Source organism: Bradyrhizobium sp. Kon69 (genome assembly GCF_055807515.1).
In genome coordinates this window covers 185811-206348 of record NZ_JBVVOS010000002.1, presented here as the reverse complement: position 1 = coordinate 206348, position 20538 = coordinate 185811, and the positions used below count along the sequence as shown (strand labels likewise).

Genomic DNA, 20538 nt, shown 5'->3' with positions numbered 1-20538 from the left:
CGGTGAGCCTGCGCGCTACGCCTCCGGAACGATCTTGCCGGGGTTGAAGATATTTTGCGGATCGAGCGCCTTTTTCAGCGCCCGCATCGCGTCGATCGCCTCGGGGCCGAGTTCTGCCGCAAGATATTTCTGCTTGCCTTGGCCGATGCCGTGCTCGCCGGTGCAGGTGCCGTCCATCGCCTGTGCGCGCTCGACCAGCCGATGCATGAACTCCTCGCCGCGCGCCATCTCGTCGGCATCGTTGGTGTCGCAGACCAGCGAGCAGTGGAAATTGCCGTCGCCGACATGGCCGACGATCGGCGACAACAGGTTGAGCCGCTTGAGATCTTCCTCGGTCTCGCCGACGCATTCCGCGAGTCGCGAGATCGGCACGCAGACGTCGGTCGCGACCACGCCGATGCTATCGCCCGGCCGCAGCGCCTTCACCGACCAATAGGCGTCGTGCCGCGCCTGCCACAGTTTTGTGCGATCCTCCGGCTTGGTGGTCCAGGAGAAATCGCCCCCGCCGCAGTCCTTTGCGATCTCGCCGAAGGCCTTCGACTGCTCGCCGACCTCGATCTCGGTGCCGTGGAATTCCATCAGCAGCAGCGGCGTTTCCGGCAGCGTCAACTTCGAATAGGCGTTGCAGGCCCGCACCTGCGCGGCGTTGAGCAACTCGATGCGCGCCACGGGAATGCCGGTCTGGATCGCCAGGATCACGGCCTGACACGCCCCGTCCACGGTCTCGAACGACACCGCGCCGGCCGCGATCGTATCGGGGATGCCGCGCAGGCGGATGGTCAGTTCCGAGATGATGCCGAGCGTGCCCTCGGCGCCGACGAACAGATGCGTCAGGTCGTAGCCGGCGGATGATTTCTTCGCACGCGTGCCGGTAGTGATGATCTCGCCGTCGCCGCGGACCACTTTCAGCGCCAGCACACTGTCGCGCATGGTGCCGTAGCGCACCGCGTTGGTGCCGGAGGCGCGGGTCGAGGCCATGCCGCCGAGGGAGGCGTCCGCGCCGGGGTCGATCGGGAAGAATAGGCCCTGGTCGCGCAGATGCTCGTTGAGCGCCTTGCGGGTGACTCCGGGCTGGATTACGCAGTCGAGGTCCTCGGCATGCACCGCGAGCACCTTGTTCATGTCGCGCAGGTCGATGCAGATGCCGCCCGCGGGTGCGTTGACCTGGCCCTCGAGCGAGGTGCCGGTGCCGAAGGCGATGACGGGCACGCCGTTTTTCGCACAGATCCGCACCACGTCCTGGATGTCGGCGGTTTCCTGCGCCATCACCACGCCGTCCGGCGGCTGGTTCACGATCCATGTGGTGGTATGGCCGTGCTGCTCGCGGACGGCCTGCGAGGTGATGAGGCGGTTGCCGAAGCGCGCGGCAAGCTGCTCCAGCGCGTTCGCGAGGGCTTTCGGCGCCGGCCGCGGCGGATTATTGGTGATGGTCGTACCCACGGACGTTCCTCCCGACGAGACGAACCGTGGCAAAGGACATCTCACCGGTCAAGTCAAGCGACCGGACGCATAGCTGGGGAAGGACACATGCCGGAGACTGCTGCCACAACGATCGAGGGCGCACCGTTCCGCGCCTCGATCATGCAGATCGAGCCGCAATGGATCGACTACAACGGCCACCTCAACATGGCCTATTACAACGTGATGTTCGACCGCGCGATAGATCAGATGTGGCTGACGCTCGGGATCGGGCCGGGCTACATGAAGGAGCGCGGCGGCTCGACCTTCACCGCCGAATGTCACGTGCGCTACTTGCGCGAAATCCACCTCGGCGATCCCGTGCAGGTCTCGGTCTGGCTGCTGGAAGCCGACGACAAGCGGCTGCACACCTTCCAGGAGCTGCGGCACGCGACCGAAGGCTGGCTGTCAGCGACCTCCGAAAACATGTCGCTGCACATCGACATGGGCTCACGAAAGGTGGCGGCTTTTCCAGCAGACATCCGTGAGCGCATTGGAGCGGTGGTCAAGACCCACAGCGCGGTGCCACGGCCCGAGGGCATCGGCCGGAACGTGGCGATGCCCTCGAAGCGGTAAGCGCGCTAGACCCTGTTACGGCCGCGGGCCAGACCAACGACGGCCGAGACCAGGAACAGCACGACCGCGATGAAGAAGATGATCTTGGCGATTTCGATCGATGCGCCGGCGAGGCCGCCAAAGCCCAGGATCCCGGCGATCAAGGCGATAACCAGAAACGTCACAACCCAGCTAAGCATGATCCGAACCTCTGTTTCGATGTCTGTCTGCGATCGGCGCGGCTGACGCGCCTCACTTGCAGAACCAATCGCTGACTCGGAACAATGGTTCCGGGCCGCTGGGGCCGGAAATTCGCCTGACCCGCAGGAACAAATTGGCTTTCCGCGCACGTGGAAAACCCCCGTCCACGGCCCCATATAGGGACCAATCCCTGTTAAGAAGGCTCCCCTTTCACCACCCCGCGGTGCCAACGTGGGGCAAATGATTCGCATGACCGAGCCGAGCAAGATCACGTCCCAGAGCGTCCCCGACCACCAGCCCGCAGCCGGCGGCATCGCCGCGCGTGCACGGGCCTCGGTGGGCCCGCAATATTTGTCCGGGCTCAATCCGGAGCAGCGCGAGGCTGTGGAGACGCTGGACGGCCCGGTTCTGGTGCTGGCCGGCGCCGGCACCGGCAAGACCCGCGTGCTGACCACGCGCATCGCCCATATCCTGAGCCAGGGCCGCGCCCGCCCCTCCGAGATCCTGTCGGTGACCTTCACCAACAAGGCCGCGCGCGAGATGAAGCACCGGCTCGGTCAGATGCTCGGCCATGCCGTCGAAGGCATGCCGTGGCTCGGCACCTTCCACTCCATCGGCGGGCGAATCCTGCGCACCCACGCCGAGCTGGCGCAGCTCAAGTCGAACTTCACCGTGCTCGACGTCGACGATCAGGTGCGGCTGTTGAAGCAGCTGCTGCAAGCCGACAACATCGACGACAAGCGCTGGCCCGCGCGCATGCTGGCCGGCCTGATCGACGGCTGGAAGAACCGCGGCCTGACGCCATCGCAGGTGCCGTCGGGCGAAGCCGCCGTGTTCGCCAACGGCAAGGGCGGCAAGCTCTATGCGAGCTACCAGGAGCGGCTGAAGATTTTGAACGCCGCCGATTTCGGCGATCTGCTGCTCGAGGACATCCGCATCTTCCGCGAGCACCCGGATATCCTGCGGCAGTACCAGCAGCGCTTCAAATTCATCCTGGTCGACGAGTATCAAGACACCAACGTTGCGCAATATCTGTGGCTGCGGCTGCTCTCGCAGGCGCCCTCCTCTTTCACCTCTCCCCGCGTGCGGGGAGAGGTCGCATCGCAAAGCGATGCGGGTGAGGGGGACTCTCCAAGCACCGCGCCCGTGGAGACTCCCCCTCATCCCGACCTTCTCCCCGCAAGCGGGGAGAAGGAGCAGAAGACCCCCGTCAAAAATATCTGCTGCGTCGGCGACGACGACCAGTCGATCTATGGCTGGCGCGGCGCGGAGGTCGACAACATCCTGCGCTTCGACCATGATTTCCCCGGCGCCAAGGTCATCCGGCTCGAGCGCAACTACCGCTCGACCGGCCACATCCTCGCCGCCGCCTCGCATTTGATCGCCCACAACGAAGGCCGGCTCGGCAAGACGCTGCGCACCGAGGACCATGACGGCGAGAAGGTCACGGTCACAGGCTCGTGGGATTCGGAAGAGGAAGCCCGCGGCATCGGCGAGGAGATCGAGCAGATCCAGCGCCAGGGCGACAAGCTCAACGAGATCGCGATCCTGGTGCGCGCGTCCTACCAGATGCGCGAGTTCGAGGATCGCTTCGTCACGCTCGGCCTGCCCTATCGCGTCATCGGCGGCCCGCGCTTCTACGAGCGCGCCGAAATCCGCGACGCGCTGGCCTATCTGCGCGTCATCAATTCGCCGGCCGACGATCTCGCCTTCGAGCGCATCGTCAACACGCCCAAGCGCGGGCTTGGCGACGCCACCGTGCAGATGCTGCACGATCACGCCCGCAAGCGCCGCATTCCGCTGTTCGAGGCGGCGCGCGCGGTGGTCGACACCGACGAGCTGAAGCCGAAGGCGCGCGGCTCCTTGCGCGACGTCGTCGCCCAGTTCGACCGCTGGCGCGCCCAGCGCGAGGTCACGTCGCACACGGAGCTCGCCGAGATCGTGCTCGACGAGAGCGGCTACACCGAGATGTGGCAGAAGGACCGTTCGGCGGACGCCGCGGGCCGGCTCGAGAACCTCAAGGAGCTGGTGCGCTCGATGGAAGAGTTCGAGAACCTGCAAGGCTTCCTCGAGCACATCTCGCTGGTGATGGACCGCGACAGCGGCGCCGATGAGGACGCGGTTTCGCTGATGACGTTGCATTCGGCCAAGGGGCTGGAATTCGACAACGTGTTCCTGCCCGGCTGGGAGGAAGGCCTGTTTCCGAGCCAGCGGACGCTCGACGAACAGGGCCGCGCCGGCCTCGAGGAAGAGCGCCGGCTCGGTCATGTCGGCCTGACCCGGGCTCGCCGCCGCGCCAAAATCTATTTTGCCACCAACCGCCGGATCCATGGCACCTGGTCGACCACGATCCCGTCGCGCTTCCTCGACGAATTGCCGGCGGCCAATGTCGAGATCACGGAATCCAAGGGCGGCTCCGCCTGGGGCGGCACCGGCGGCTACGGCGCCTCCCGCTTCGACGACATGGAAGCGTTCGGCTCCACCTATTCGACCCCCGGCTGGCAGCGCGCCCAGGCCAATCGCAATCGTGGCGGCGGCGGGGGCGGCAATGGCGGCCGCGGCAGCTTCGAGGAACAGGCCTCGTCGTTTTCGTCCCAGTCGTCCTCGCCCGATTTCGGCAGCTTCTCCTCGCGCCGCCGCGGGCCCCTGACGATCGAGGGCGAGCTGGTGGCCAAATCCACCGGCACGACGTCGGAATTCTCGCTCTCCGACCGCGTCTTCCACCAGAAATTCGGCTACGGCCGCGTCACCAAGATCGACGGCAACAAGCTCACCATCGCCTTCGACAAGGCGGGGGAGAAGAAGGTCGTGGACAGTTTTGTGCAGCGGGCGTGAGGCCTGCATGCCGCACTACATCGCCATCATCGAGGACGCCGGCCCGGACGAAGCCGTCGGCGTGTGGTTTCCCGACCTGCCCGGCTGCATTTCCGGCGGCGACGACGTCGATGAGGCCCTGGAGAATGCGCCCGAGGCACTCGCGTTCTATGCACAGGAACTGATCGCGGACGGCCGCCAGCTTCCCCCGCCGCGGACATTGGACGAGCTCAAGGCCGACCCTGATTTGGCCGACGAGCTCGGGAAACACACGGTCGCCCTGATCGAATGGCCGCCCCTCACTGAGGCCACGGAGTGAGGACTGTTCGCCGCACTGGTCGGACTCTCGACAGTTCAGGTCCGAACAGCCCTTGACCACCGCGAACTTCCCCGTATCAGATGCGGCCATGGTCCGGGGCTCCATCACACTGATCTTGCTGGCATTGGGTATGCCGTCGCTTGCGGCGGCGGAGACCATGAGCTTTGGCGATGCGATCGGGCTGCTGGCGAAAAGCTGCGGTGCGGAAATCGTCGCCAATTGCCGCGGCGTCAACCCGGATTCGACCCGCCTGAAGGAGTGCCTGTCGCGCAACCGCGACGTGCTCTCCCAACAGTGCCAGAGCGACTATCTCGGCGCCTTCGACGCCATCCAGAAGCGCGTCGCAGCCCGTGTCACCGTGGCGAACGTCTGCCAGCGCGAGATCGTCAAGGTCTGCGGCGGCTCGACCAAGGAGACCAGCAAGGCGGTCCCCTGCCTGGTCTCGACGCCCAAGGGCATCAGCAACAATTGCCTGAAGGCCGTCGACGAGGCGGGGTATCGGTGATGCCAGCGACCAGGCTTACCACCGCCGGAATATGCATCGCGCTCGGCCTCGCTTTGCTCGCGGGCACAGCGGAAGCGCAGACGGCGCCGCCGACCCGCGACGACATCGTCGGCAAGCTCAACCATTTCGAACAGCCCGCCGAGATCGATCTCCCCGCGCTGAAGCTGCAGGTGATGGAGCGGGCCAAGGCCAGGATCAAGAACGATCCGGGTCCGGTGAACCGGCCGTTGATCGCGCCTGATCTGGTCAATTTGCCGACCTTCACCGCGCAGATCCAGTTCGACGCCGACACGCCGATCATCCAGCCGGCGTCCTACCAGACTGTCGGGCGCCTCGCCGACGCGCTGGTCCATGCCTCGCTGCTGCCCTACACGTTCCTGATCGTCGGCCATGTCGAATCCAACGCGAAGACGCGCGAGGCTAACGCCATCCTGAGCCAGCGCCGGGCGGACGCGATTCGCGACGTGCTGGTGAACACGTTCAAGATCTCGACCAAGCGGCTGCATCCGATCGGCCTCGGCGAGGAGCAGTTTCTCGACCGGGCCAAGCCGACCTCCGCCGCCAACGCCCAGTTGCAAATCCTGACCTACGCCAAGGTACCGGAGGAAGCGCCTGCGCATCCGGCTGCGACACCTGCGCCTGCGGCGAAAAAGCCCGCCAAGAAACGCTGAGCGGACGCGCCACGGCGGCTGACGGAACCCTTTGAAGTCTTGATCATTTTGTGACCTGTCTCACAGCGCAACAGCGCGGTTTCGCGCGACAATCGCGCCGGTTTGTGCACCGCCCTATCAGGTGCTATAGGCTTTTTTCGCCCTGCCCGACCCCATGCTACACGAGACCGAGATGGCCAGTTATTTTCAACGTCAGCTGGCCGACTACGTCGAATACCATCGCGATCCCTGGAACTGCGCGATGCACGTGGTCGGCATCCTCCTGCTCTTCACCGGCGCAGTGCTGCCGCTGACGCTGGTGCATTTCCCGCTGTTCGGGATCGAGGTCAGCCTGGCCATGGTTCTTGCCCTGCCGGTGCTGGCCTACTGGCTGATGCTGGACGCCGGGATCGGGCTCGGCATCCTCGCCGCGATGATCGTGCTGCTTTCGGTCGCAACCGCGATCGGCAATCAAGTCTCGATGGTCATGATGTGGTCGATTTTTGTGGTGCTGATCGGGCTCGGCGTCGTGTCGCAAATCGTCGGTCACAAGGTTTTCGAGGAGCGGCAGCCGTCGATGGTCGACCACCCCACGCATTTTCTGCTTGGACCGATGTTTGTCATGGCAAAATTATTCATTGCATTGGGCTTCCGTCGCGACCTTGCCGCGATTCTGGCGCCTGCTCCGACCAATTCCCTTTCAACCCGATAGTTCTAGACGCGAAACAGCAAACCTACTGCATGGCTCTCGTACTGGTTACCGGTGGCAGCGGCTTCATCGGACATCATCTTGTAGAAGCGCTCCGCGCCCGTGGGCAGCGGGTGCGTGTTCTCGACGTCCGTGCGCCTGCCGCGCCGTATGCCGACGTTGAATATGCCCAAGGCTCGGTGCTCGACGGCGCCGCGGTCGATGCCGCGATTGCTGGGGTCGATCAGGTCTATCACCTCGCGGGCCTGCCCGGCATGTGGGTCGCCGACAAGCAGGCCTTTCACGACGTTAATTGCCGCGGCACCGAGATCGTGCTCGCGGCCGCGATGAAGCGCGGGGTCTCGCGCTTCCTGCACTGCTCGACGGAATCGATCCTGTTCCCTTATTCCGACCTCAACGGTGTTCCCGCCGAAGAGGCGCTGCAGCCGGCCGAGGCGATGCCGGGCGCCTACACGCGGTCGAAATCGCTGGCCGAGCATTGCGCCGCGAAGGCCGCAGCCGCGGGCTTCCCCCTCGTGATCGGCACGCCGACGATGCCGATCGGTGCCGCCGATCATAATCTGACGCCGCCGACCGCGATGCTGTGGTACTTCCTGCAGAAGAAAGTGCAGCCGCATCTCGACTTCCCGGTCAATCTCGTCGACGTCCGCGACGTTGCCATGGGCCTCGTGCTGGCCATGGAACGCGGGCGAAACGGCCAGCGCTACATCCTCGGCGGCGACTGCGTCAGGCTCGGCCAGATTCTGCGGATGATGTCAGCGATGAGCGGCCGCCGGCAATTCCCGGTCGTCGTTCCCGGCAAGATGGCCGAGCTCTCGGGCATCATGCTCGAATATCTCTCCGACCGCATCACGCGTAGGCCGCCCAACGGCACCGCCGAGGGCGTGCGCATCGCGCTCGCCGCGAGCGACCTCTCGATCGGCAAGGCGCGCACCGAGCTCGGCTACGCGCCGCGCCCGATCGAGCCGGTCCTGCGCGAAACCATCACCCTTCTTCTCGCCCGCGGCGGCGCGCTTGCCTCCGGCGCCATCGAGCATCACGCGCTCTCCTCGCGCGCCAGCTGAGCTGCCGCCCAACCCAAAGAACCTTTCCGCATGTCCTTCGATTTCAGCAAGCTTCTCTCTGTCGCCTGGGGTGGTTGGACCACGACGTGGCCGACGCAACTGCTCGCCCTGATCTGGCTCGCCTGGCTCGCAAGCTGGGTCGGCGCCTCGTTCTGGCAAGGCCGTACCCAGAAGCAGGTGATGACGCTGGAGTCCGGCCGCTATCGCATTCCGATCCTGGTCGGCGGCATCCTGTTCACGCCCTGGACCGCGGAAGTGCTCGGCGAGAAGCCGCTCTGGGTTTTCAGCAATACCGCCGTCTACGTCGTGGCGCTGATCGTGCTGGCCGGCATCTCCTTCACCTGGTGGGGACGGCTGCATCTCGGACAGTTCTGGTCCAACACCATCACCCACAAGCAAGACCACCGCGTCATCGACACCGGCCCGTACGGCATCGTGCGCCATCCGATCTACACCGGCCTGATCCTCGGCATGCTGGTGACCGGCATCGCGGTCGGCACGGTAACCGCGATGCTCGGCGCCATCCTGATCTCGCTCGGCATGTGGCAGAAGGGCCGGATGGAAGAGGTGTTCCTGTCCAAGGAGCTCGGCGAAGACGCCTACGGCGCCTATTGCCGCCGCGTGCCGATGATCATCCCGTTCCTGTCGCCGCGGTGAGAGCGGGGGACGCTTCAACGCTGTCATCGCAAGCGTAGCGCGGCTGCACCTCCGGAGTCGTCCTGGCGAAAGCCAGGACCCATTACCCCAGGGAGCGGTTTGGCGGGGATTGCCCGGAACTGAGGCCGCACGAAATCGATGGATTCCGCGCTATGGGTCCTGGCCTTCGCCAGGACGACGTTGAGGAAGCTGTGTGCGCAACACATCGGCTCCTGGCTGGCAGGAACCCCTGCTGCCTGCGCCCGTTAGCCCCTCGACACCTGCATTGAGCGCAGCGCATCGAGCCATGTCCGACGCCTACGATTATTTTCGCGAGCATGCGATCGCCGCCGTCCGCAAGGCGCGGGCGCTGCCGCCCGGGCGGCCGAAGCAGAAGCAGCGCACGGTGGCGCGCGTCTATCATCTCCTGTCCAGGGAGGCCGCGCTCGCGCCGAACATCCATCATCTGGATGATTTTCGCGCGGCGCGCCGGGCGGAGCGGCAGATCGGCCGCTGATCTCCGGGCCCAGCCTGTCGGCATTCGTCCCATGCAAATTCGAACGGCTGCCATTCCACGGGAATAGAGCCCCGTGCCCCGTCGCACAGGTTGACGTCTGCCCCGCCAGCCCGTTGGATGCGCGCGCAAACAGGGGCCTCTCATGACTTTTTCCAGCATCTTTGCGCAGTTCGTTGCGCTTCTCGGTGGCATCGCGCTGCAATGGCGAAAGCTGTCGGGCACCGTGCCTGCGCCGGCCTGGGGCCAGTCGCCCGCGATTCCCGAAGCAAAGCCGCAAGGCGCCATCCCGACACTGAAGATGCCGACGGCGCGGGGCTGGAGCGAGGGACAGAAGCCGACGGTCGCGCCCGGGCTCAAGGTCAATGCGTTCGCGACCGGTCTCGACCATCCGCGCTGGATCGAGGTGCTGCCCAATGGCGACGTGCTGATCGCGGAGGCGACGCAGATCGCGGGGGCGCCGCGGTCGGTGTTTCACTACGCGATGCAGGCGACGATGCGGCGCGCCGCCGCGCTCGGCGTCAGCGCCAACCGCATCACGCTGTTGCGCGACAAGGACGGCGATGGCGTCGCGGAGTATCGCGGCGCGTTCATGGAAAATCTCAGCCAGCCGTTCGGCATGGCGCTGGTCGGCGACACCTTCTATGTCGGCAACACCGACGGCGTGATGGCCTTCCCGTACGTGGCGAATGCCGATCGCATCACCGCGCCGGGCAAGCGCCTCACCACTTTCAAGCCAAGCGGCCACTGGACCCGCAGCCTGCTGGCGAGCCCCGACGGCAAAAAACTCTATGCCGGCGTCGGCTCGCTCAGCAACATCGCCGAGATGGGCATGGAGGTCGAGGAAGGCCGCGCCGCGGTCTACGAGCTCGACCTCGTCGCCGGCACGCACCGCATCTTCGGCGCCGGCCTGCGCAACCCGGTTGGTCTCGCCTGGGAGCCAACGACCGGCGTGCTCTGGACCGTCGTCAACGAGCGCGACGGCCTCGGCGACGAAACGCCGCCGGATTATCTGACCTCGGTGCGCGACGGCGGCTTCTACGGCTGGCCCTATTGCTACTGGGGCAAGACGGTGGACGATCGCGTGCCGCAGGATCCGGCGATGGTCGCCAAGGCGCTCACGCCCGACTACGCGCTCGGCGGCCACACCGCTTCGCTCGGCCTGTGCTGGATGCCGGCGGGCACACTGCCCGGCTTCCCGGACGGCATGGCGATCGGCCAGCACGGTTCGTGGAATCGCAGCACGCTGTCAGGCTACAAGTTGGTGTTCATCCCGTTCGAGAACGGCAACCCTTCGGGTCCCGCACGCGACATCCTGTCCGGCTTCCTCGCGCCCGACGAGAAAGAATCCTACGGCCGCCCGGTCGGCGTCGCGATCGGTCCCGACAAAAAGTCGCTGCTGATGGCCGACGACGTCGGCAACGTGATCTGGCGTGTCACCGGCGCTTGAAGGTTTATGTTCCAACACTGAGCGTGGCGCGCTGCTTGCGAAGCAGCGCGATCACGGAGAGCGCCGTGATCAACCCGGTCTTGGGATTCTCGGACGGGATATTCTCGATAGACATCGAGAAGCGCGCGGAATCCGCCTCGACCTCGATGCGATGAACATTGCGCGTCACGGTGGGGTCGGCCCAGATCTGCACCTGGGTGCGATCCGGCCCAACGCCCGCGAGCGACAGCGCGACCGCGACGTTGAGATTGGCCGGAAAGCCTTTTGCGGCCTCGCGCGCGGTGCCCTCGAACAGCTTCAGCGGCTCGCGCAGATGGTCGATATCGATGTTGTTCTGGACGATGAACGGCGCGCCCTTCAAGCCGTCGATCGGCTTGCGCGTCACCATCCTCACCGAATGAATGGTGCCGATCGCAGCGGCGTTGACGGCGTCGAGCCCGATCAGCGCGCCGGTCGGCACCAGGATGCGGCCGCCATTGGCGCGGGCGAGATCGACAAGATCGAAATTGTCGAGCAGCCCACCGACGCTGACCACGACCGCGGCCTTACCGCGTTTCACTGCGGGCTCGACGATCGCGCGCAGTTGGCTGCTCGGCGCGCATTCGACGACGATGTCGGCGGCGTCGCCAAGCTGGTCGAGCGGCAATACGGATGGCGGACGACGCAGGCCGGAGAGGAACGTCTGATGCTTTGCGGGGTCGCGCGCCGCCACGGCAGAAAGCGTCAATCCCTCGATGCCCTGATCGAGCGCGGTCGCGATCTTGGTGCCGATCGAGCCGAGCCCCGCGATGGCAACCCGCAATTGGTTCGAAGCTCTCCGTTCCGTCATCGCATCATCCCTCTCGCCAAGCCGATGTCATAGCGCCTCAGGCGTCCCGCGCATAGCTGCGCAGACGCGTCTCGAGCACGGACAGCATCGCGTCGCGGGCCGGATCACGCGAGCCGCGCAGCCATGCGGCAGCGAGCGGCAGCCGGCCGACGGGTCCGATCTGCTTTGGCCGCAGCGGCACGAAGCGCACGCCTGATACCGCCATCCGCGTGCTCCAGCGCGGCACGATCGCCACCCCGAGCCGGGTTGCGACGAGATTGATGATGGTCTGCTTCTCGTCCGCGACCTGCACGATGCGTGGCGTGAGGCCTGCCTGCTCGAACAGTCTTATCGTGAGGTCGTGGCTGTGCGGCCGCGAGCGGCGGTCCGGCACCAGCATCGCCTCCTCGGCGATCTCCGCCAGCGTGATCGACTTGCGTTTGGCCAGCGCGTGGCGCTGCGGGAAGGTAACGATAGCTGTCTCCTGCAGCAGATCGCGGAATTCGAGCCGCTTGTCCCGCTGAGCCGGCGGACGCACGAAGGCGAGATCGAGCGCGCCGGTCAGGATCTTCGGCAGCAGCCGGACGGTCTTCTCCTCCAGAAGCTGCACCCCGACCTCCGGGTGCTTTGCGCGGAAGTCGCGGAGCAATGCCGGCAACAGCCCCGCCGCGGCACTGTCGATGGCGCCGACCCGGAGTTTTCGAGCAGCCCCCGCGCGCGAGCGATTGCGCAGATTGCTCTCGACTGCCTCGACGCGGGCGAGAATGGCACGGGCATCGCGCAGCAGCGTCGCGCCATCTTCCGTCAGCGACACCGCACGCGTCGTCCGCGCGAACAGCCGCGTGTCCAGATCCTGCTCCAGCAGCTTGATCTGGCGGCCGAGTGCGGAGGGCAGCATCTGGAGATGCTGCGCCGCGCGGCCGAAATGCAACTGCTCGGCCGCCGCCACGAAGCATCGCAACTGATGCAATTCCATTCACCGGTCCTCTGATCCTGTGACGGGATTATATCATTTTTTTGTATAAACCAGTGTCGATTGAGTCCCTGCCCCTCCCCGCCTAGGTTCGCTCGCGTCACGCAATCCCACCGACATCTGAAACGGAGCATCCTCATGCGTACCCATTCGATTGCAGCGATCCCCGCCGACGGGATCGGCCCCGAGGTCATCTCCGCCGGCGTCCGCGTGCTGGAGGCGCTGGCCAAACGCAGCGGCGACCTCGCCTTCAACATCGAGACGTTCGACTGGGGTTCGGACTATTACAAGAAGCACGGCGTCATGATGCCGGCCGATGGCCTCGCGGAGCTCAAGAAGTTCGACGCGATCTATTTCGGCGCGGTCGGTGCGCCCGACGTGCCCGACCACATCACGCTGTGGGGCCTGCGGCTGCCGATCTGCCAGGGCTTTGACCAATACGCCAATGTGCGGCCGACCAAGATCTTGCCGGGCGTCGCCTCGCCGCTGCGCAATGTCGGCGTCGGCGACCTCGACTGGGTGATCGTGCGCGAGAATTCGGAGGGCGAGTATGCCGGCATGGGCGGCCGCGCCCACAGGGGTCTCCCGGAAGAGGTCGGCACCGAGGTCGCGGTGTTCACCCGCGTCGGCGTGACACGGATCATGCGCTATGCGTTCGAGCTCGCGCGGTCGCGCCCGCGCAAGTTCCTGACCGTGGTGACCAAGTCGAACGCGCAGCGCCATGGCATGGTGATGTGGGATGAGATCGCCGCCGAAGTCGCGGCCGAATTCCCTGATGTGACCTGGGACAAGATGCTGGTCGACGCCATGACGGTGCGCATGACGCTGCATCCGAAGAGCCTCGACACCATCGTCGCGACCAATTTGCACGCCGACATCCTCTCCGACCTAGCAGGCGCGCTGGCCGGAAGCCTCGGCGTGGCGCCGACCGCCAATATCGATCCGCAGCGCCGCTTCCCCTCGATGTTCGAGCCGATCCACGGCTCGGCGTTCGACATCACCGGCAAGGGCATTGCCAACCCGGTCGCGACGTTCTGGACCGGCGCACAGATGCTGGAGCATCTCGGCGAGAAGGACGCGGCGGTGCGGTTGATGGCGGCGGTGGAGAAAGTATGCGCAGCCGGCGTGCTGACGCCCGATGTCGGTGGCAAGGCGACGACGAAGGACGTGACGGATGCCGTGATCGAGGCGATCCAGGGATCGAACGTGTAGTCCGAACTACGTCTCTCCCTCCCCCGTTCTTGCGGGGAGAGGGTAGGAGCGGGAGCCGCCAGGGATTCCAAAAAGTTTTGGACCCCCTCTTGAAACCAAAACGGGCTTTTTTTATTTTTCCGCTGCCGCCGAGAGGTGGCGTTCCCGACGCCCATAGGGTCGGGAAACTGAGACGGGCACCGGTCGTGTCCGGTGTCGTTCGTATCCATTTTGCTCCTTGGAGGATCTGGCTATGCGCACTTACGACTTTTCTCCCTTGTGGCGTTCGACCGTTGGCTTCGACCGCCTTTTCGACCTCGTTGAAACGGCACAGCGTGCCGGCGAGGACAACTATCCCCCCTACAACATCGAACGCATCGGCGAGGATCGCTACCAGATTTCGCTTGCGATTGCGGGCTTTGCACCCAACGAGGTCGCGGTGACGGCCGAGCAGAACGCGGTGACCGTCGAGGGAAACAAGCCGGACAGAACCGAACGCGAATATCTCTACCGGGGCATTTCCGCGCGGCCGTTCAAGCGGCAGTTTAACCTGGCCGATTATGTTCAGGTGCACAGCGCCTCGTTCGAGAACGGCCTGCTCAAGATCGAACTGGTCCGGGAAATCCCTGAAGCCATGAAGCCGCGGCGAATTGCGATCAATGCCGCGCCGTCCGGCAACGTGCATCAACTCGAAGGCAAAGCCGCCTGAATTCGGTCCGTCGGAGACCCGGTGATCCCGCCCGATCGTCGGGCGGGATCGGCCATGGCCTTCGACCGCGTACCCGAATGCAAGTCAGAGGTTTAGAGAAAGGAGGAGGACCTCTCATGCTCGATCATGTCGACAACGTCATCGATCTGAACGCGATATTGCACCCTGGCTCTGTCTATGATCATCCCCGCGACGTCATCGCCGACCCAACGCTGTCGATCGGCGAGAAGCGCGCGATCCTTGCGTCCTGGGCTTCGGATGCAGCCAGTATCGCCTCGAGTCCGGCATTGCGGGAGCTTCCCGGCTCGGGCAAAGCCGTCACGATCGACGAAATTCTGGAAGCGCTCGCGAGCCTCGACCACCATCCGAAGGGGCCTCCGGGCGGCAAGCCGGTCCGCACGCGATCGGTCGAGCGAACCGGCCTCGCAGCCTAGGCAACGACAGCTCAACGGGGATTGCGATGAGGGTCGATGAAGAGCTGGCCTTGTTGCGCGGCCACCGCAGCAACATCAGCCGCTATCAGCGGTTGCTCAAGACCGAGCTGACCGAGTTCGAACGGCGGTTCATCGAGAGACGTGTGTCCGAGGAGCGCTCGGCGATCGAGAAGCTCGCCGTCTCTGCCTTTCCGCTCACCTTTCAGGCTCCGAACCGGGCGATGGGGAACGCAGCCACGCGCCTGACGGCGAGCAGCCACGGGTAATCGACATGCCCGAACGGCTCCCGACATTCGAGGTGTTCCTGAAGAAATGCGGTCGAAGGACATGGCGGTGGCGTGTCTGCACGACGGAAGGACGCTTGGTCATGCACGGCTGCGAAAACGGCCGACCCGCCGCCAAATATGCGGCTGAAAGGGCGTTATTTCTGATGCTTCTCGCCGCGCCTTATCGCCCGGCGGGCCGGGCATCCGCCACGGCGCGCTCCTCCCTGGAGACACCCGCATCAAGATGGCTGCCGCGGCACAAGATGCGTGAATGACAGAGGCCGCGAGGGATGGTGCCTGGCGCAGCCAAGCTCCATCCCGGCGATCTCCGTTGCTGACCGCTTACCGCCGTGCGGGCGGCGGGGTCGCCATGGCGGCTGTCGGGTCCGGCGGCGTCAGGTGGCGCGGGACGATGATGGACTGGCCGGGGGTGAGCGTTGCGTTCTCCGGCAGCGAGTTGCTCTGCGCGAGCGACCACAGCGGCACGCGATTGGCTGCCGCGATGCTCTCCATGGTGTCGCCCCGGCGCACCGGTAGCCGCACGCCACTGTCCCACAATTCGACCAGCGTATTCGCCGGCACGAGATAGCGCAGCGGCACGGCATCGACCTGCGTCTGGGGCGGAATGCGCGGCAACTGCGTGACCATGTCGACGATCTGACGGTGGATGTCGTCGGACTTCTCGATGTTAATGTGGCTGACCCGCGCGTTCTCCTTCAGGTCATAGCTCGCATAGTGACCGCGATAACCCGGTACCGCGACCACGTTGCCGCCGCCAAGCACGCTGTCGGAGAGGTAGATGTTGATGAAGCGCTCGACATTGAGCGGCACGTCGCCGGTCGCATGCGCGGGATCGATGGTGATGACGAGGCTGATCGGGACGTTCTCCTTGGCCGCCATCTCGGAGATGACGATCGAGCAAAGCCCGCCCATCGAATGTCCGATCAGCACGATCGGCGCCGGCGTTTCCTTGTAGCTGGCGATGGCACGGTCGCCGATCCATCGGCAGATGGTGAATTCATAGACGTTGGCGGAAAAGCCGGCCTGCGTCAGCTTCTCTTCGAGCCGGTCCATGCCGGTGGAGAAGAACGGCCCCATGGCGCCACGGAACAGGTAGATCTTCGGCGGCGGCAACGGCTCGAACGGTGGGGGCGGCGGCGCCGCGGGTGCGGCCGCGGCGGGCTTCGTCTTGGCAGGTGAGGCAACGGCCGTCCCGGTGCTGAAGGCGAGCAGCGCAACGGCTGCCAGCGCGAGGAGTCGCCTCAAATCGATCATCAGTCCAGTAGTCCCACTCCGGGAGGCTGCAGCCTCCCCCAAAGGCGCTTAGTGACGGTCGATTGGGTGGAATTTGGGGCACGGAACCGGGCTCGATCCGCGCTCATTCCAGCATCTCGACACCCAATCACTGCATGCTCTTGAGCCTGCTGCGGTGCGCGGCTTGTTTCGCGCGGTTGCCGCAGACCGCCATGATGCACCATCGCCGCGCGCGCCTGCGCGTGTGGTCGGCGAACAGCATGGTGCAGTTGTGCCCCTCGCACGCCTTGACGTTGGAAAAGTCCTCGTCGCAGACGAATTTCGCCATGGCTTCGCCAACCGGCAGCAATAGCGCTTCCGGCGAGCGCCAGCGCCGCCTCATTCTCAATGCGAGAGCGCCATCGTCATGCCCGGGCTCGATCCGGCTGAACGCTTCGTCGCGCTCCAGCAGGCTGTTCAACGGACCGAGCTCGAGCAATGCATCTATCGCGAGCGGCCGGCCCGCATGCTTGCGCACGAATCCCCTGAACCATTCGCGCAAGGTGCGCGCCTGATCCGCGACCTTGTCCAGCTCGTCCGGCGTGGCGCGTGCCTTCAGCGCGCGCAGATCATCCGCCGGCACCAGCTTTGCCTGCGCCAGCCAGTCGATCAGGCCATCGCCGTCGTCGATCCAGTCCACGGGCGTATCGACCGGCGTCGCCACCGAGTTGAGGAAGTCGAGGCCGAGCGAGTCGGCGATGAACATCGCGGGCGGGCGGTCCATGAGCGGTCCTTGGCCGGTCGGGAGAACATGGACATAGATAACCAGTTAAGACGCAGTTGACAAGTTACGACGACAGGATGTAACCTCTTATATAGCTTTTGTACGGTTACGTCCAAATGGAGAATGTCATGGCCTCGATCACGTACCGCAGCGCGGGTATCGACCGATTCAAGGTGGCCTATCGCGAGGCCGGCACTGTCGGGGCGCCAAAACTCCTGCTGCTGCACGGCTTCCCCAGCGCAGGCCACATGTTTCGCGACCTCATTCCGCTGCTTGCGGACAGGTTTCATATCGTGGCGCCCGACCTTCCCGGCTTCGGCCAATCCGACATGCCTTCGCGCGAAAGCTTCCGTTACACGTTCGACAATTTCGCACGCGTGATCGAACGCTTCACCGAAGTGATCGGCTTCGACCGGTTCGCGGTCTACGTTTTCGATTACGGCGCGCCGACTGGTTTCCGGCTTGCGCTCAGCCATCCCGAGCGGATCACGGCGATCATCTCGCAGAACGGCAATGCCTATGAGGATGGCCTTAGCGACAACTGGACTCCGCTCAAGGCCTATTGGCAGGATCCCTCGCCGGCCAATCGCGATGCGCTGCGCGCGCTCCTCACCCCGGAAGCCACGCGCTGGCAGTACACGCATGGTGTACCCGATCCGATGATCGTGTCACCGGACGGTCAGAACCTCGACAATTTCTACCTCGCGCGTCCAGGCTCGGACGACGTTCAGCTCGACCTGTTCGGCGACTACAAGAGCAACGTCGCGCTCTATCCCGCCTTCCAGGACTATTTCCGCAAGCACAAGCCGCCGTTCCTGGCGGTCTGGGGCAAGAACGATCCATTCTTCATCCCGCCCGGCGCCGAGGCATTCAAGCGCGACAATCCGAACGCCGTGGTGCAGTTCTTTGACACCGGCCATTTCGCGCTGGAGACGCATGCGAAGGAGATCGCGGACAGCATTCGCGCCTTCCTGACGTAACGGGAGCTGTCCGCCGCGACGTTTACGCCGCCAGGCTCTGCTGATCGCGGAATGCGCTGATCGCCATGTGGACGAGATGCAGCTTGCCATTGACCGCCGGCGATATGTCGAACGGATATGCGTCGCTCATCCCGAGCGAGCGGTTGAGTTCGTTGATGCTGCGGGCAAGCGGCATCCACAGGGCCAGGAGTGCCTCGAAGTCGCTCTCGAGATAGGGATCCGTCAGGGTCTGGCGGGCGCGCTCGTCCAGCGACAACGGCAAACCTGCCAGCGAGTCGAGCGTCGACACGATATGCAGGAAATGCGCGAACGTTTCCGCCCAATCCTCCCAGGGGTGGGACGTAGCGTACTCGCTGATGAAGCCGCTTCGGTCGTATGAACGATCGGCGCGGCTGTAATAGGTGTTGATCGCGGCCTGATAGTCCTGCGCCTGGTCACCGAAGATCAGCTTGAACGGCGCCTGGAATGTCGTGCCGTCAACGAGCAGGTCCCAATAGAAGTGACCGATCTCGTGCCGGAAATGCCCGAGCAACGTGCGGTACGGCTCCCGGAATGCCACGCGGCGAGCCTCTCGCTCGACATCATCGGCCTCCGCAAGGTTGAGCGTGATGAGGCCCGACAGATGCCCGGTCAGGATCGGACTGACCTCGTCCGAGAGAATGTCGAACGCCAATGGTGCGCCGCTGCGCGATGCAAGCGGAAGCCTGAGGCGACTGAGATCATAGAGAAGACGGCGCTTGGCTTCCTCCATGCGGCGCCACAGCATCACGTTTCTGGTGCTGACGAGGTCTGGAATCGTACGCGTGAGGCGGCACGAGCCGCAATACCAGTCCGCGCCCTCGACACCCCAGTTGCAACCGATGATCTCGCGGTTACGGCAAGCTTGATGGGGTGCAAGTTTCGTCATCTCGATGCGCGACGAATCGAACGCCAGCTCGGTGCTACAATTCGCGCAGGCGACGTGCTCGAACGAGACAGGATGGCGGCATGACGGGCACTGAAAAAACTTCACGTGGACTGGCCCCAGACAGACGGCACACCAGAACACCGGGCTGTCAATTAGAGGAACTCTTATCTCTTGCGACCGTCGCTGTTGCCGGCGAGCAGCGCACGCTGCGTTCGCAGCGCGTGCTGCCTCAGCAGGCCGGCTCGCGTCGCGCTCAACTGGCGCGATTGCGGCTGCGGCTTTTTCTCAAGGACATTTTCGGAAACAGGTCGACCGGCCCACGCCCGCTCGGGCTGAACCGCCATGGGGCCGACGTTTCGTTTCCTTGTCATGGTGTGACAACACCACACCGCGTGCCGAGTTCCCTTCATTCGACCGGCAGGTGATCGAGTTGGCTCTCCAGATACGACAATGCCGCCGTCGGCATGACGGCGGCATTGTCAATTCAGGGGTTTGCGGCGAAGGGCCTAATTCCGGGGAGCCGTTGCTGCCGCCGAGCGCGCCGGCCTGGGCGTGCCGGGTTCGGCAACCGGAGCCGGTGCGCGCGAGCGCATGATTGCGGCGTCGATCTCGGCAATCACGCGGCGCTGGATCGCCTCGTTCTTGTCGATCGAGATGTGGCCGACGCCGGAGCCGCGGACGTCGACATTGTCGAGCTTGCCGCGGAAACCGTCGGCGCGCTTCACCGGCTCGCCGGGGCCGTCGCCGATATAGATGTTGATGTAGCGCTCCGCGCCGGTCGACAGCTTGGTCTTGAACACGGAGTCGAGCCCGATCGCGAGCTTCACGGGCACGCCAAGACGGTTGAGCTTGGCGATCATGTCCGGCAGCGCGGTCGCGCCGGAGGAGTGCCCGACCAACACGATGGTCTTGAGCCGGCCGGCCTTGTAGGCGGTGGCGGCCTCATCGGCGAGCGAGGACCAGGACACGAAATTCGAGACGGTCACCGGGATGCCCTGCGCCTGGAGCCGGGCGCCTATCGTGTCGAGCCCGAGCGAGAAGATGTTGAGCACGCCGCGGAGCAGGTAGACATGCGTGGTCGCGACCGCAGCCTGGCTCGGCGCCGCCTTGGCGGTGGTCGGGCTGATGGCAACAGCTGACAGCAGGAGCAGGCCCATCGCCCAGGCACGGAGGGCGGACAACTGGCTGGCGCCAGCGGCGTGACGGCCGTTCGGTCTCATCGATCTTTTCCCTGGGAATATGCTTCGGCCGGAATCGTAGCCATGGCCTGCTCGCAGACGCAACAAAGAGCCGCGTGAACGGCGATCTTAGCAGCAAGCCGTGACCATCGCGCAACACTTGCCCGAAACCTGCCACGGAAGGGCCTGTTTTGAGGCCA

24 protein-coding genes are annotated in these 20538 nt (G+C 64.9%); 16 read left to right on the top strand and 8 right to left on the bottom strand.

Going from position 1 to position 20538, the window contains the following annotated elements:
* Positions 1 to 15: 15 nt before the first annotated feature.
* Positions 16 to 1440 (bottom strand): FAD-binding oxidoreductase, encoded by a 1425-nt coding sequence (locus tag AC0L3U_RS03240; RefSeq protein WP_473360661.1) that lies wholly within the window; start codon positions 1438 to 1440, stop codon positions 16 to 18.
* An 87-nt stretch (positions 1441 to 1527) separates the two neighbouring features.
* On the opposite strand from AC0L3U_RS03240, the gene AC0L3U_RS03235 reads away from it, so the two are divergent.
* Positions 1528 to 2034 (top strand): thioesterase family protein, encoded by a 507-nt coding sequence (locus tag AC0L3U_RS03235; RefSeq protein ID WP_473360660.1) that lies wholly within the window; start codon positions 1528 to 1530, stop codon positions 2032 to 2034.
* A gap of 5 nt (positions 2035 to 2039) precedes the next feature.
* On the opposite strand, the gene AC0L3U_RS03230 is transcribed toward AC0L3U_RS03235, so the two are convergent.
* Entirely contained in the window at positions 2040 to 2213 is a 174-nt protein-coding gene (locus tag AC0L3U_RS03230) for a DUF1328 domain-containing protein (RefSeq protein ID WP_007600914.1), read from the bottom strand.
* Positions 2214 to 2454: 241 nt separating this feature from the next.
* Here AC0L3U_RS03230 and AC0L3U_RS03225 point away from each other — a divergent pair, with 241 nt between their 5' ends.
* The 9 genes from AC0L3U_RS03225 (at position 2455) to AC0L3U_RS03185 (ending at position 10875) form a co-directional block, all read left to right on the top strand.
* Positions 2455 to 5049, top strand: coding sequence for an ATP-dependent helicase (locus AC0L3U_RS03225; RefSeq protein ID WP_473360659.1), 2595 nt, complete (start codon positions 2455 to 2457; stop codon positions 5047 to 5049).
* A 7-nt stretch (positions 5050 to 5056) separates the two neighbouring features.
* Positions 5057 to 5347 carry a type II toxin-antitoxin system HicB family antitoxin gene (locus tag AC0L3U_RS03220; protein WP_473360658.1) on the top strand — a complete coding sequence of 97 codons (291 nt, stop codon included), beginning with the start codon at positions 5057 to 5059 and terminating at the stop codon, positions 5345 to 5347.
* 88 nt (positions 5348 to 5435) lie between these two features.
* A complete protein-coding gene (locus AC0L3U_RS03215; protein WP_473360657.1) occupies positions 5436 to 5852 on the top strand; it encodes a hypothetical protein in 417 nt (138 codons plus the stop codon).
* On the top strand, positions 5852 to 6523 hold the full coding sequence (locus AC0L3U_RS03210) for an OmpA family protein (RefSeq protein WP_473360656.1): 672 nt from the start codon (positions 5852 to 5854) through the stop codon (positions 6521 to 6523). Before AC0L3U_RS03215 ends, AC0L3U_RS03210 begins: the two co-directional genes overlap by 1 nt.
* Positions 6524 to 6677: 154 nt before the next feature.
* Positions 6678 to 7214 (top strand): Mpo1 family 2-hydroxy fatty acid dioxygenase, encoded by a 537-nt coding sequence (locus AC0L3U_RS03205; RefSeq protein WP_473360655.1) that lies wholly within the window; start codon positions 6678 to 6680, stop codon positions 7212 to 7214.
* Between the two features lie 29 nt (positions 7215 to 7243).
* Positions 7244 to 8275, top strand: a complete 1032-nt coding sequence (locus AC0L3U_RS03200) for an NAD-dependent epimerase/dehydratase family protein (RefSeq protein WP_473360654.1) — start codon at positions 7244 to 7246, stop codon at positions 8273 to 8275.
* A gap of 30 nt (positions 8276 to 8305) precedes the next feature.
* Positions 8306 to 8932, top strand: coding sequence for a methyltransferase family protein (locus AC0L3U_RS03195; protein ID WP_007600907.1), 627 nt, complete (start codon positions 8306 to 8308; stop codon positions 8930 to 8932).
* Between the two features lie 286 nt (positions 8933 to 9218).
* Positions 9219 to 9428, top strand: a complete 210-nt coding sequence (locus AC0L3U_RS03190; protein ID WP_007613466.1) for a hypothetical protein — start codon at positions 9219 to 9221, stop codon at positions 9426 to 9428.
* Between the two features lie 142 nt (positions 9429 to 9570).
* Positions 9571 to 10875, top strand: coding sequence for a PQQ-dependent sugar dehydrogenase (locus AC0L3U_RS03185; protein ID WP_473360653.1), 1305 nt, complete (start codon positions 9571 to 9573; stop codon positions 10873 to 10875).
* A gap of 4 nt (positions 10876 to 10879) precedes the next feature.
* On the opposite strand, the gene AC0L3U_RS03180 is transcribed toward AC0L3U_RS03185, so the two are convergent.
* Both AC0L3U_RS03180 and AC0L3U_RS03175 read right to left on the bottom strand, forming a co-directional pair.
* Complete coding sequence (locus AC0L3U_RS03180; protein ID WP_473360652.1) at positions 10880 to 11704, bottom strand: aspartate dehydrogenase; 825 nt, start codon at positions 11702 to 11704, stop codon at positions 10880 to 10882.
* A gap of 37 nt (positions 11705 to 11741) precedes the next feature.
* The gene (locus tag AC0L3U_RS03175) at positions 11742 to 12659 is read right to left on the bottom strand and encodes a LysR substrate-binding domain-containing protein (RefSeq protein WP_473360651.1); all 918 of its coding nucleotides are present in this window, start codon (positions 12657 to 12659) and stop codon (positions 11742 to 11744) included.
* 135 nt (positions 12660 to 12794) lie between these two features.
* On the opposite strand from AC0L3U_RS03175, the gene AC0L3U_RS03170 reads away from it, so the two are divergent.
* The 4 genes from AC0L3U_RS03170 to AC0L3U_RS03155 all read left to right on the top strand — a co-directional run bounded on the left by AC0L3U_RS03170 (position 12795) and on the right by AC0L3U_RS03155 (position 15256).
* Complete coding sequence (locus AC0L3U_RS03170) at positions 12795 to 13868, top strand: tartrate dehydrogenase (protein ID WP_473360650.1); 1074 nt, start codon at positions 12795 to 12797, stop codon at positions 13866 to 13868.
* Between the two features lie 232 nt (positions 13869 to 14100).
* Entirely contained in the window at positions 14101 to 14556 is a 456-nt protein-coding gene (gene hspD, locus AC0L3U_RS03165; RefSeq protein ID WP_035994254.1) for a small heat shock protein HspD, read from the top strand.
* Between the two features lie 116 nt (positions 14557 to 14672).
* Positions 14673 to 14990 carry a hypothetical protein gene (locus tag AC0L3U_RS03160; RefSeq protein ID WP_473360649.1) on the top strand — a complete coding sequence of 106 codons (318 nt, stop codon included), beginning with the start codon at positions 14673 to 14675 and terminating at the stop codon, positions 14988 to 14990.
* A gap of 26 nt (positions 14991 to 15016) precedes the next feature.
* Positions 15017 to 15256, top strand: a complete 240-nt coding sequence (locus AC0L3U_RS03155) for a hypothetical protein (protein WP_473360648.1) — start codon at positions 15017 to 15019, stop codon at positions 15254 to 15256.
* 342 nt (positions 15257 to 15598) lie between these two features.
* On the opposite strand, the gene AC0L3U_RS03150 is transcribed toward AC0L3U_RS03155, so the two are convergent.
* Together AC0L3U_RS03150 and AC0L3U_RS03145 are read right to left on the bottom strand one after the other, a co-directional pair.
* Positions 15599 to 16531 carry a LysM peptidoglycan-binding domain-containing protein gene (locus AC0L3U_RS03150; protein WP_473360647.1) on the bottom strand — a complete coding sequence of 311 codons (933 nt, stop codon included), beginning with the start codon at positions 16529 to 16531 and terminating at the stop codon, positions 15599 to 15601.
* Between the two features lie 127 nt (positions 16532 to 16658).
* Positions 16659 to 17273, bottom strand: coding sequence for a CGNR zinc finger domain-containing protein (locus AC0L3U_RS03145; protein WP_473360646.1), 615 nt, complete (start codon positions 17271 to 17273; stop codon positions 16659 to 16661).
* Positions 17274 to 17401: 128 nt separating this feature from the next.
* On the opposite strand from AC0L3U_RS03145, the gene AC0L3U_RS03140 reads away from it, so the two are divergent.
* Entirely contained in the window at positions 17402 to 18253 is an 852-nt protein-coding gene (locus AC0L3U_RS03140; RefSeq protein WP_473360645.1) for an alpha/beta fold hydrolase, read from the top strand.
* 22 nt (positions 18254 to 18275) lie between these two features.
* Here the strand turns inward: AC0L3U_RS03140 and AC0L3U_RS03135 are convergent, their stop codons facing one another.
* On the bottom strand, positions 18276 to 19265 hold the full coding sequence (locus tag AC0L3U_RS03135) for a zinc-binding metallopeptidase family protein (RefSeq protein WP_473360644.1): 990 nt from the start codon (positions 19263 to 19265) through the stop codon (positions 18276 to 18278).
* Between AC0L3U_RS03135 and AC0L3U_RS03130 the strand changes: the two genes are divergently transcribed.
* Positions 19241 to 19585: a hypothetical protein gene (locus AC0L3U_RS03130; protein ID WP_473360830.1), complete on the top strand. Its 345-nt coding sequence runs from the start codon at positions 19241 to 19243 to the stop codon at positions 19583 to 19585. The two genes, AC0L3U_RS03135 and AC0L3U_RS03130, sit on opposite strands and share 25 nt — an antisense overlap.
* 81 nt (positions 19586 to 19666) lie before the next feature.
* Here AC0L3U_RS03130 and AC0L3U_RS03125 read toward each other — a convergent pair whose 3' ends face one another.
* On the bottom strand, positions 19667 to 20380 hold the full coding sequence (locus tag AC0L3U_RS03125) for a hypothetical protein (RefSeq protein WP_473360643.1): 714 nt from the start codon (positions 20378 to 20380) through the stop codon (positions 19667 to 19669).
* Between the last annotated feature and the right edge of the window lie 158 nt (positions 20381 to 20538).

Excerpts from the sequence above, each read along its gene's own strand:
- AC0L3U_RS03160 (WP_473360649.1), top strand. The coding sequence starts at position 14,673 with ATGCTCGATCATGTCGACAACGTCATCGATCTGAACGCGATATTGCAC.
- AC0L3U_RS03170 (WP_473360650.1), top strand. The coding sequence starts at position 12,795 with ATGCGTACCCATTCGATTGCAGCGATCCCCGCCGACGGGATCGGCCCC.
- AC0L3U_RS03150 (WP_473360647.1), bottom strand. The coding sequence starts at position 16,531 with ATGATCGATTTGAGGCGACTCCTCGCGCTGGCAGCCGTTGCGCTGCTC.
- AC0L3U_RS03180 (WP_473360652.1), bottom strand. The coding sequence starts at position 11,704 with ATGACGGAACGGAGAGCTTCGAACCAATTGCGGGTTGCCATCGCGGGG.
- AC0L3U_RS03225 (WP_473360659.1), top strand. The coding sequence starts at position 2,455 with ATGATTCGCATGACCGAGCCGAGCAAGATCACGTCCCAGAGCGTCCCC.
- AC0L3U_RS03140 (WP_473360645.1), top strand. The coding sequence starts at position 17,402 with ATGGCCTCGATCACGTACCGCAGCGCGGGTATCGACCGATTCAAGGTG.
- AC0L3U_RS03210 (WP_473360656.1), top strand. The coding sequence starts at position 5,852 with ATGCCAGCGACCAGGCTTACCACCGCCGGAATATGCATCGCGCTCGGC.
- AC0L3U_RS03125 (WP_473360643.1), bottom strand. The coding sequence starts at position 20,380 with ATGAGACCGAACGGCCGTCACGCCGCTGGCGCCAGCCAGTTGTCCGCC.
- AC0L3U_RS03185 (WP_473360653.1), top strand. The coding sequence starts at position 9,571 with ATGACTTTTTCCAGCATCTTTGCGCAGTTCGTTGCGCTTCTCGGTGGC.
- AC0L3U_RS03215 (WP_473360657.1), top strand. The coding sequence starts at position 5,436 with ATGGTCCGGGGCTCCATCACACTGATCTTGCTGGCATTGGGTATGCCG.
- AC0L3U_RS03200 (WP_473360654.1), top strand. The coding sequence starts at position 7,244 with ATGGCTCTCGTACTGGTTACCGGTGGCAGCGGCTTCATCGGACATCAT.
- AC0L3U_RS03155 (WP_473360648.1), top strand. The coding sequence starts at position 15,017 with ATGAGGGTCGATGAAGAGCTGGCCTTGTTGCGCGGCCACCGCAGCAAC.
- hspD (WP_035994254.1), top strand. The coding sequence starts at position 14,101 with ATGCGCACTTACGACTTTTCTCCCTTGTGGCGTTCGACCGTTGGCTTC.
- AC0L3U_RS03190 (WP_007613466.1), top strand. The coding sequence starts at position 9,219 with ATGTCCGACGCCTACGATTATTTTCGCGAGCATGCGATCGCCGCCGTC.
- AC0L3U_RS03145 (WP_473360646.1), bottom strand. The coding sequence starts at position 17,273 with ATGGACCGCCCGCCCGCGATGTTCATCGCCGACTCGCTCGGCCTCGAC.
- AC0L3U_RS03130 (WP_473360830.1), top strand. The coding sequence starts at position 19,241 with ATGACGGGCACTGAAAAAACTTCACGTGGACTGGCCCCAGACAGACGG.
- AC0L3U_RS03195 (WP_007600907.1), top strand. The coding sequence starts at position 8,306 with ATGTCCTTCGATTTCAGCAAGCTTCTCTCTGTCGCCTGGGGTGGTTGG.
- AC0L3U_RS03230 (WP_007600914.1), bottom strand. The coding sequence starts at position 2,213 with ATGCTTAGCTGGGTTGTGACGTTTCTGGTTATCGCCTTGATCGCCGGG.
- AC0L3U_RS03205 (WP_473360655.1), top strand. The coding sequence starts at position 6,678 with ATGCTACACGAGACCGAGATGGCCAGTTATTTTCAACGTCAGCTGGCC.
- AC0L3U_RS03220 (WP_473360658.1), top strand. The coding sequence starts at position 5,057 with ATGCCGCACTACATCGCCATCATCGAGGACGCCGGCCCGGACGAAGCC.
- AC0L3U_RS03175 (WP_473360651.1), bottom strand. The coding sequence starts at position 12,659 with ATGGAATTGCATCAGTTGCGATGCTTCGTGGCGGCGGCCGAGCAGTTG.
- AC0L3U_RS03235 (WP_473360660.1), top strand. The coding sequence starts at position 1,528 with ATGCCGGAGACTGCTGCCACAACGATCGAGGGCGCACCGTTCCGCGCC.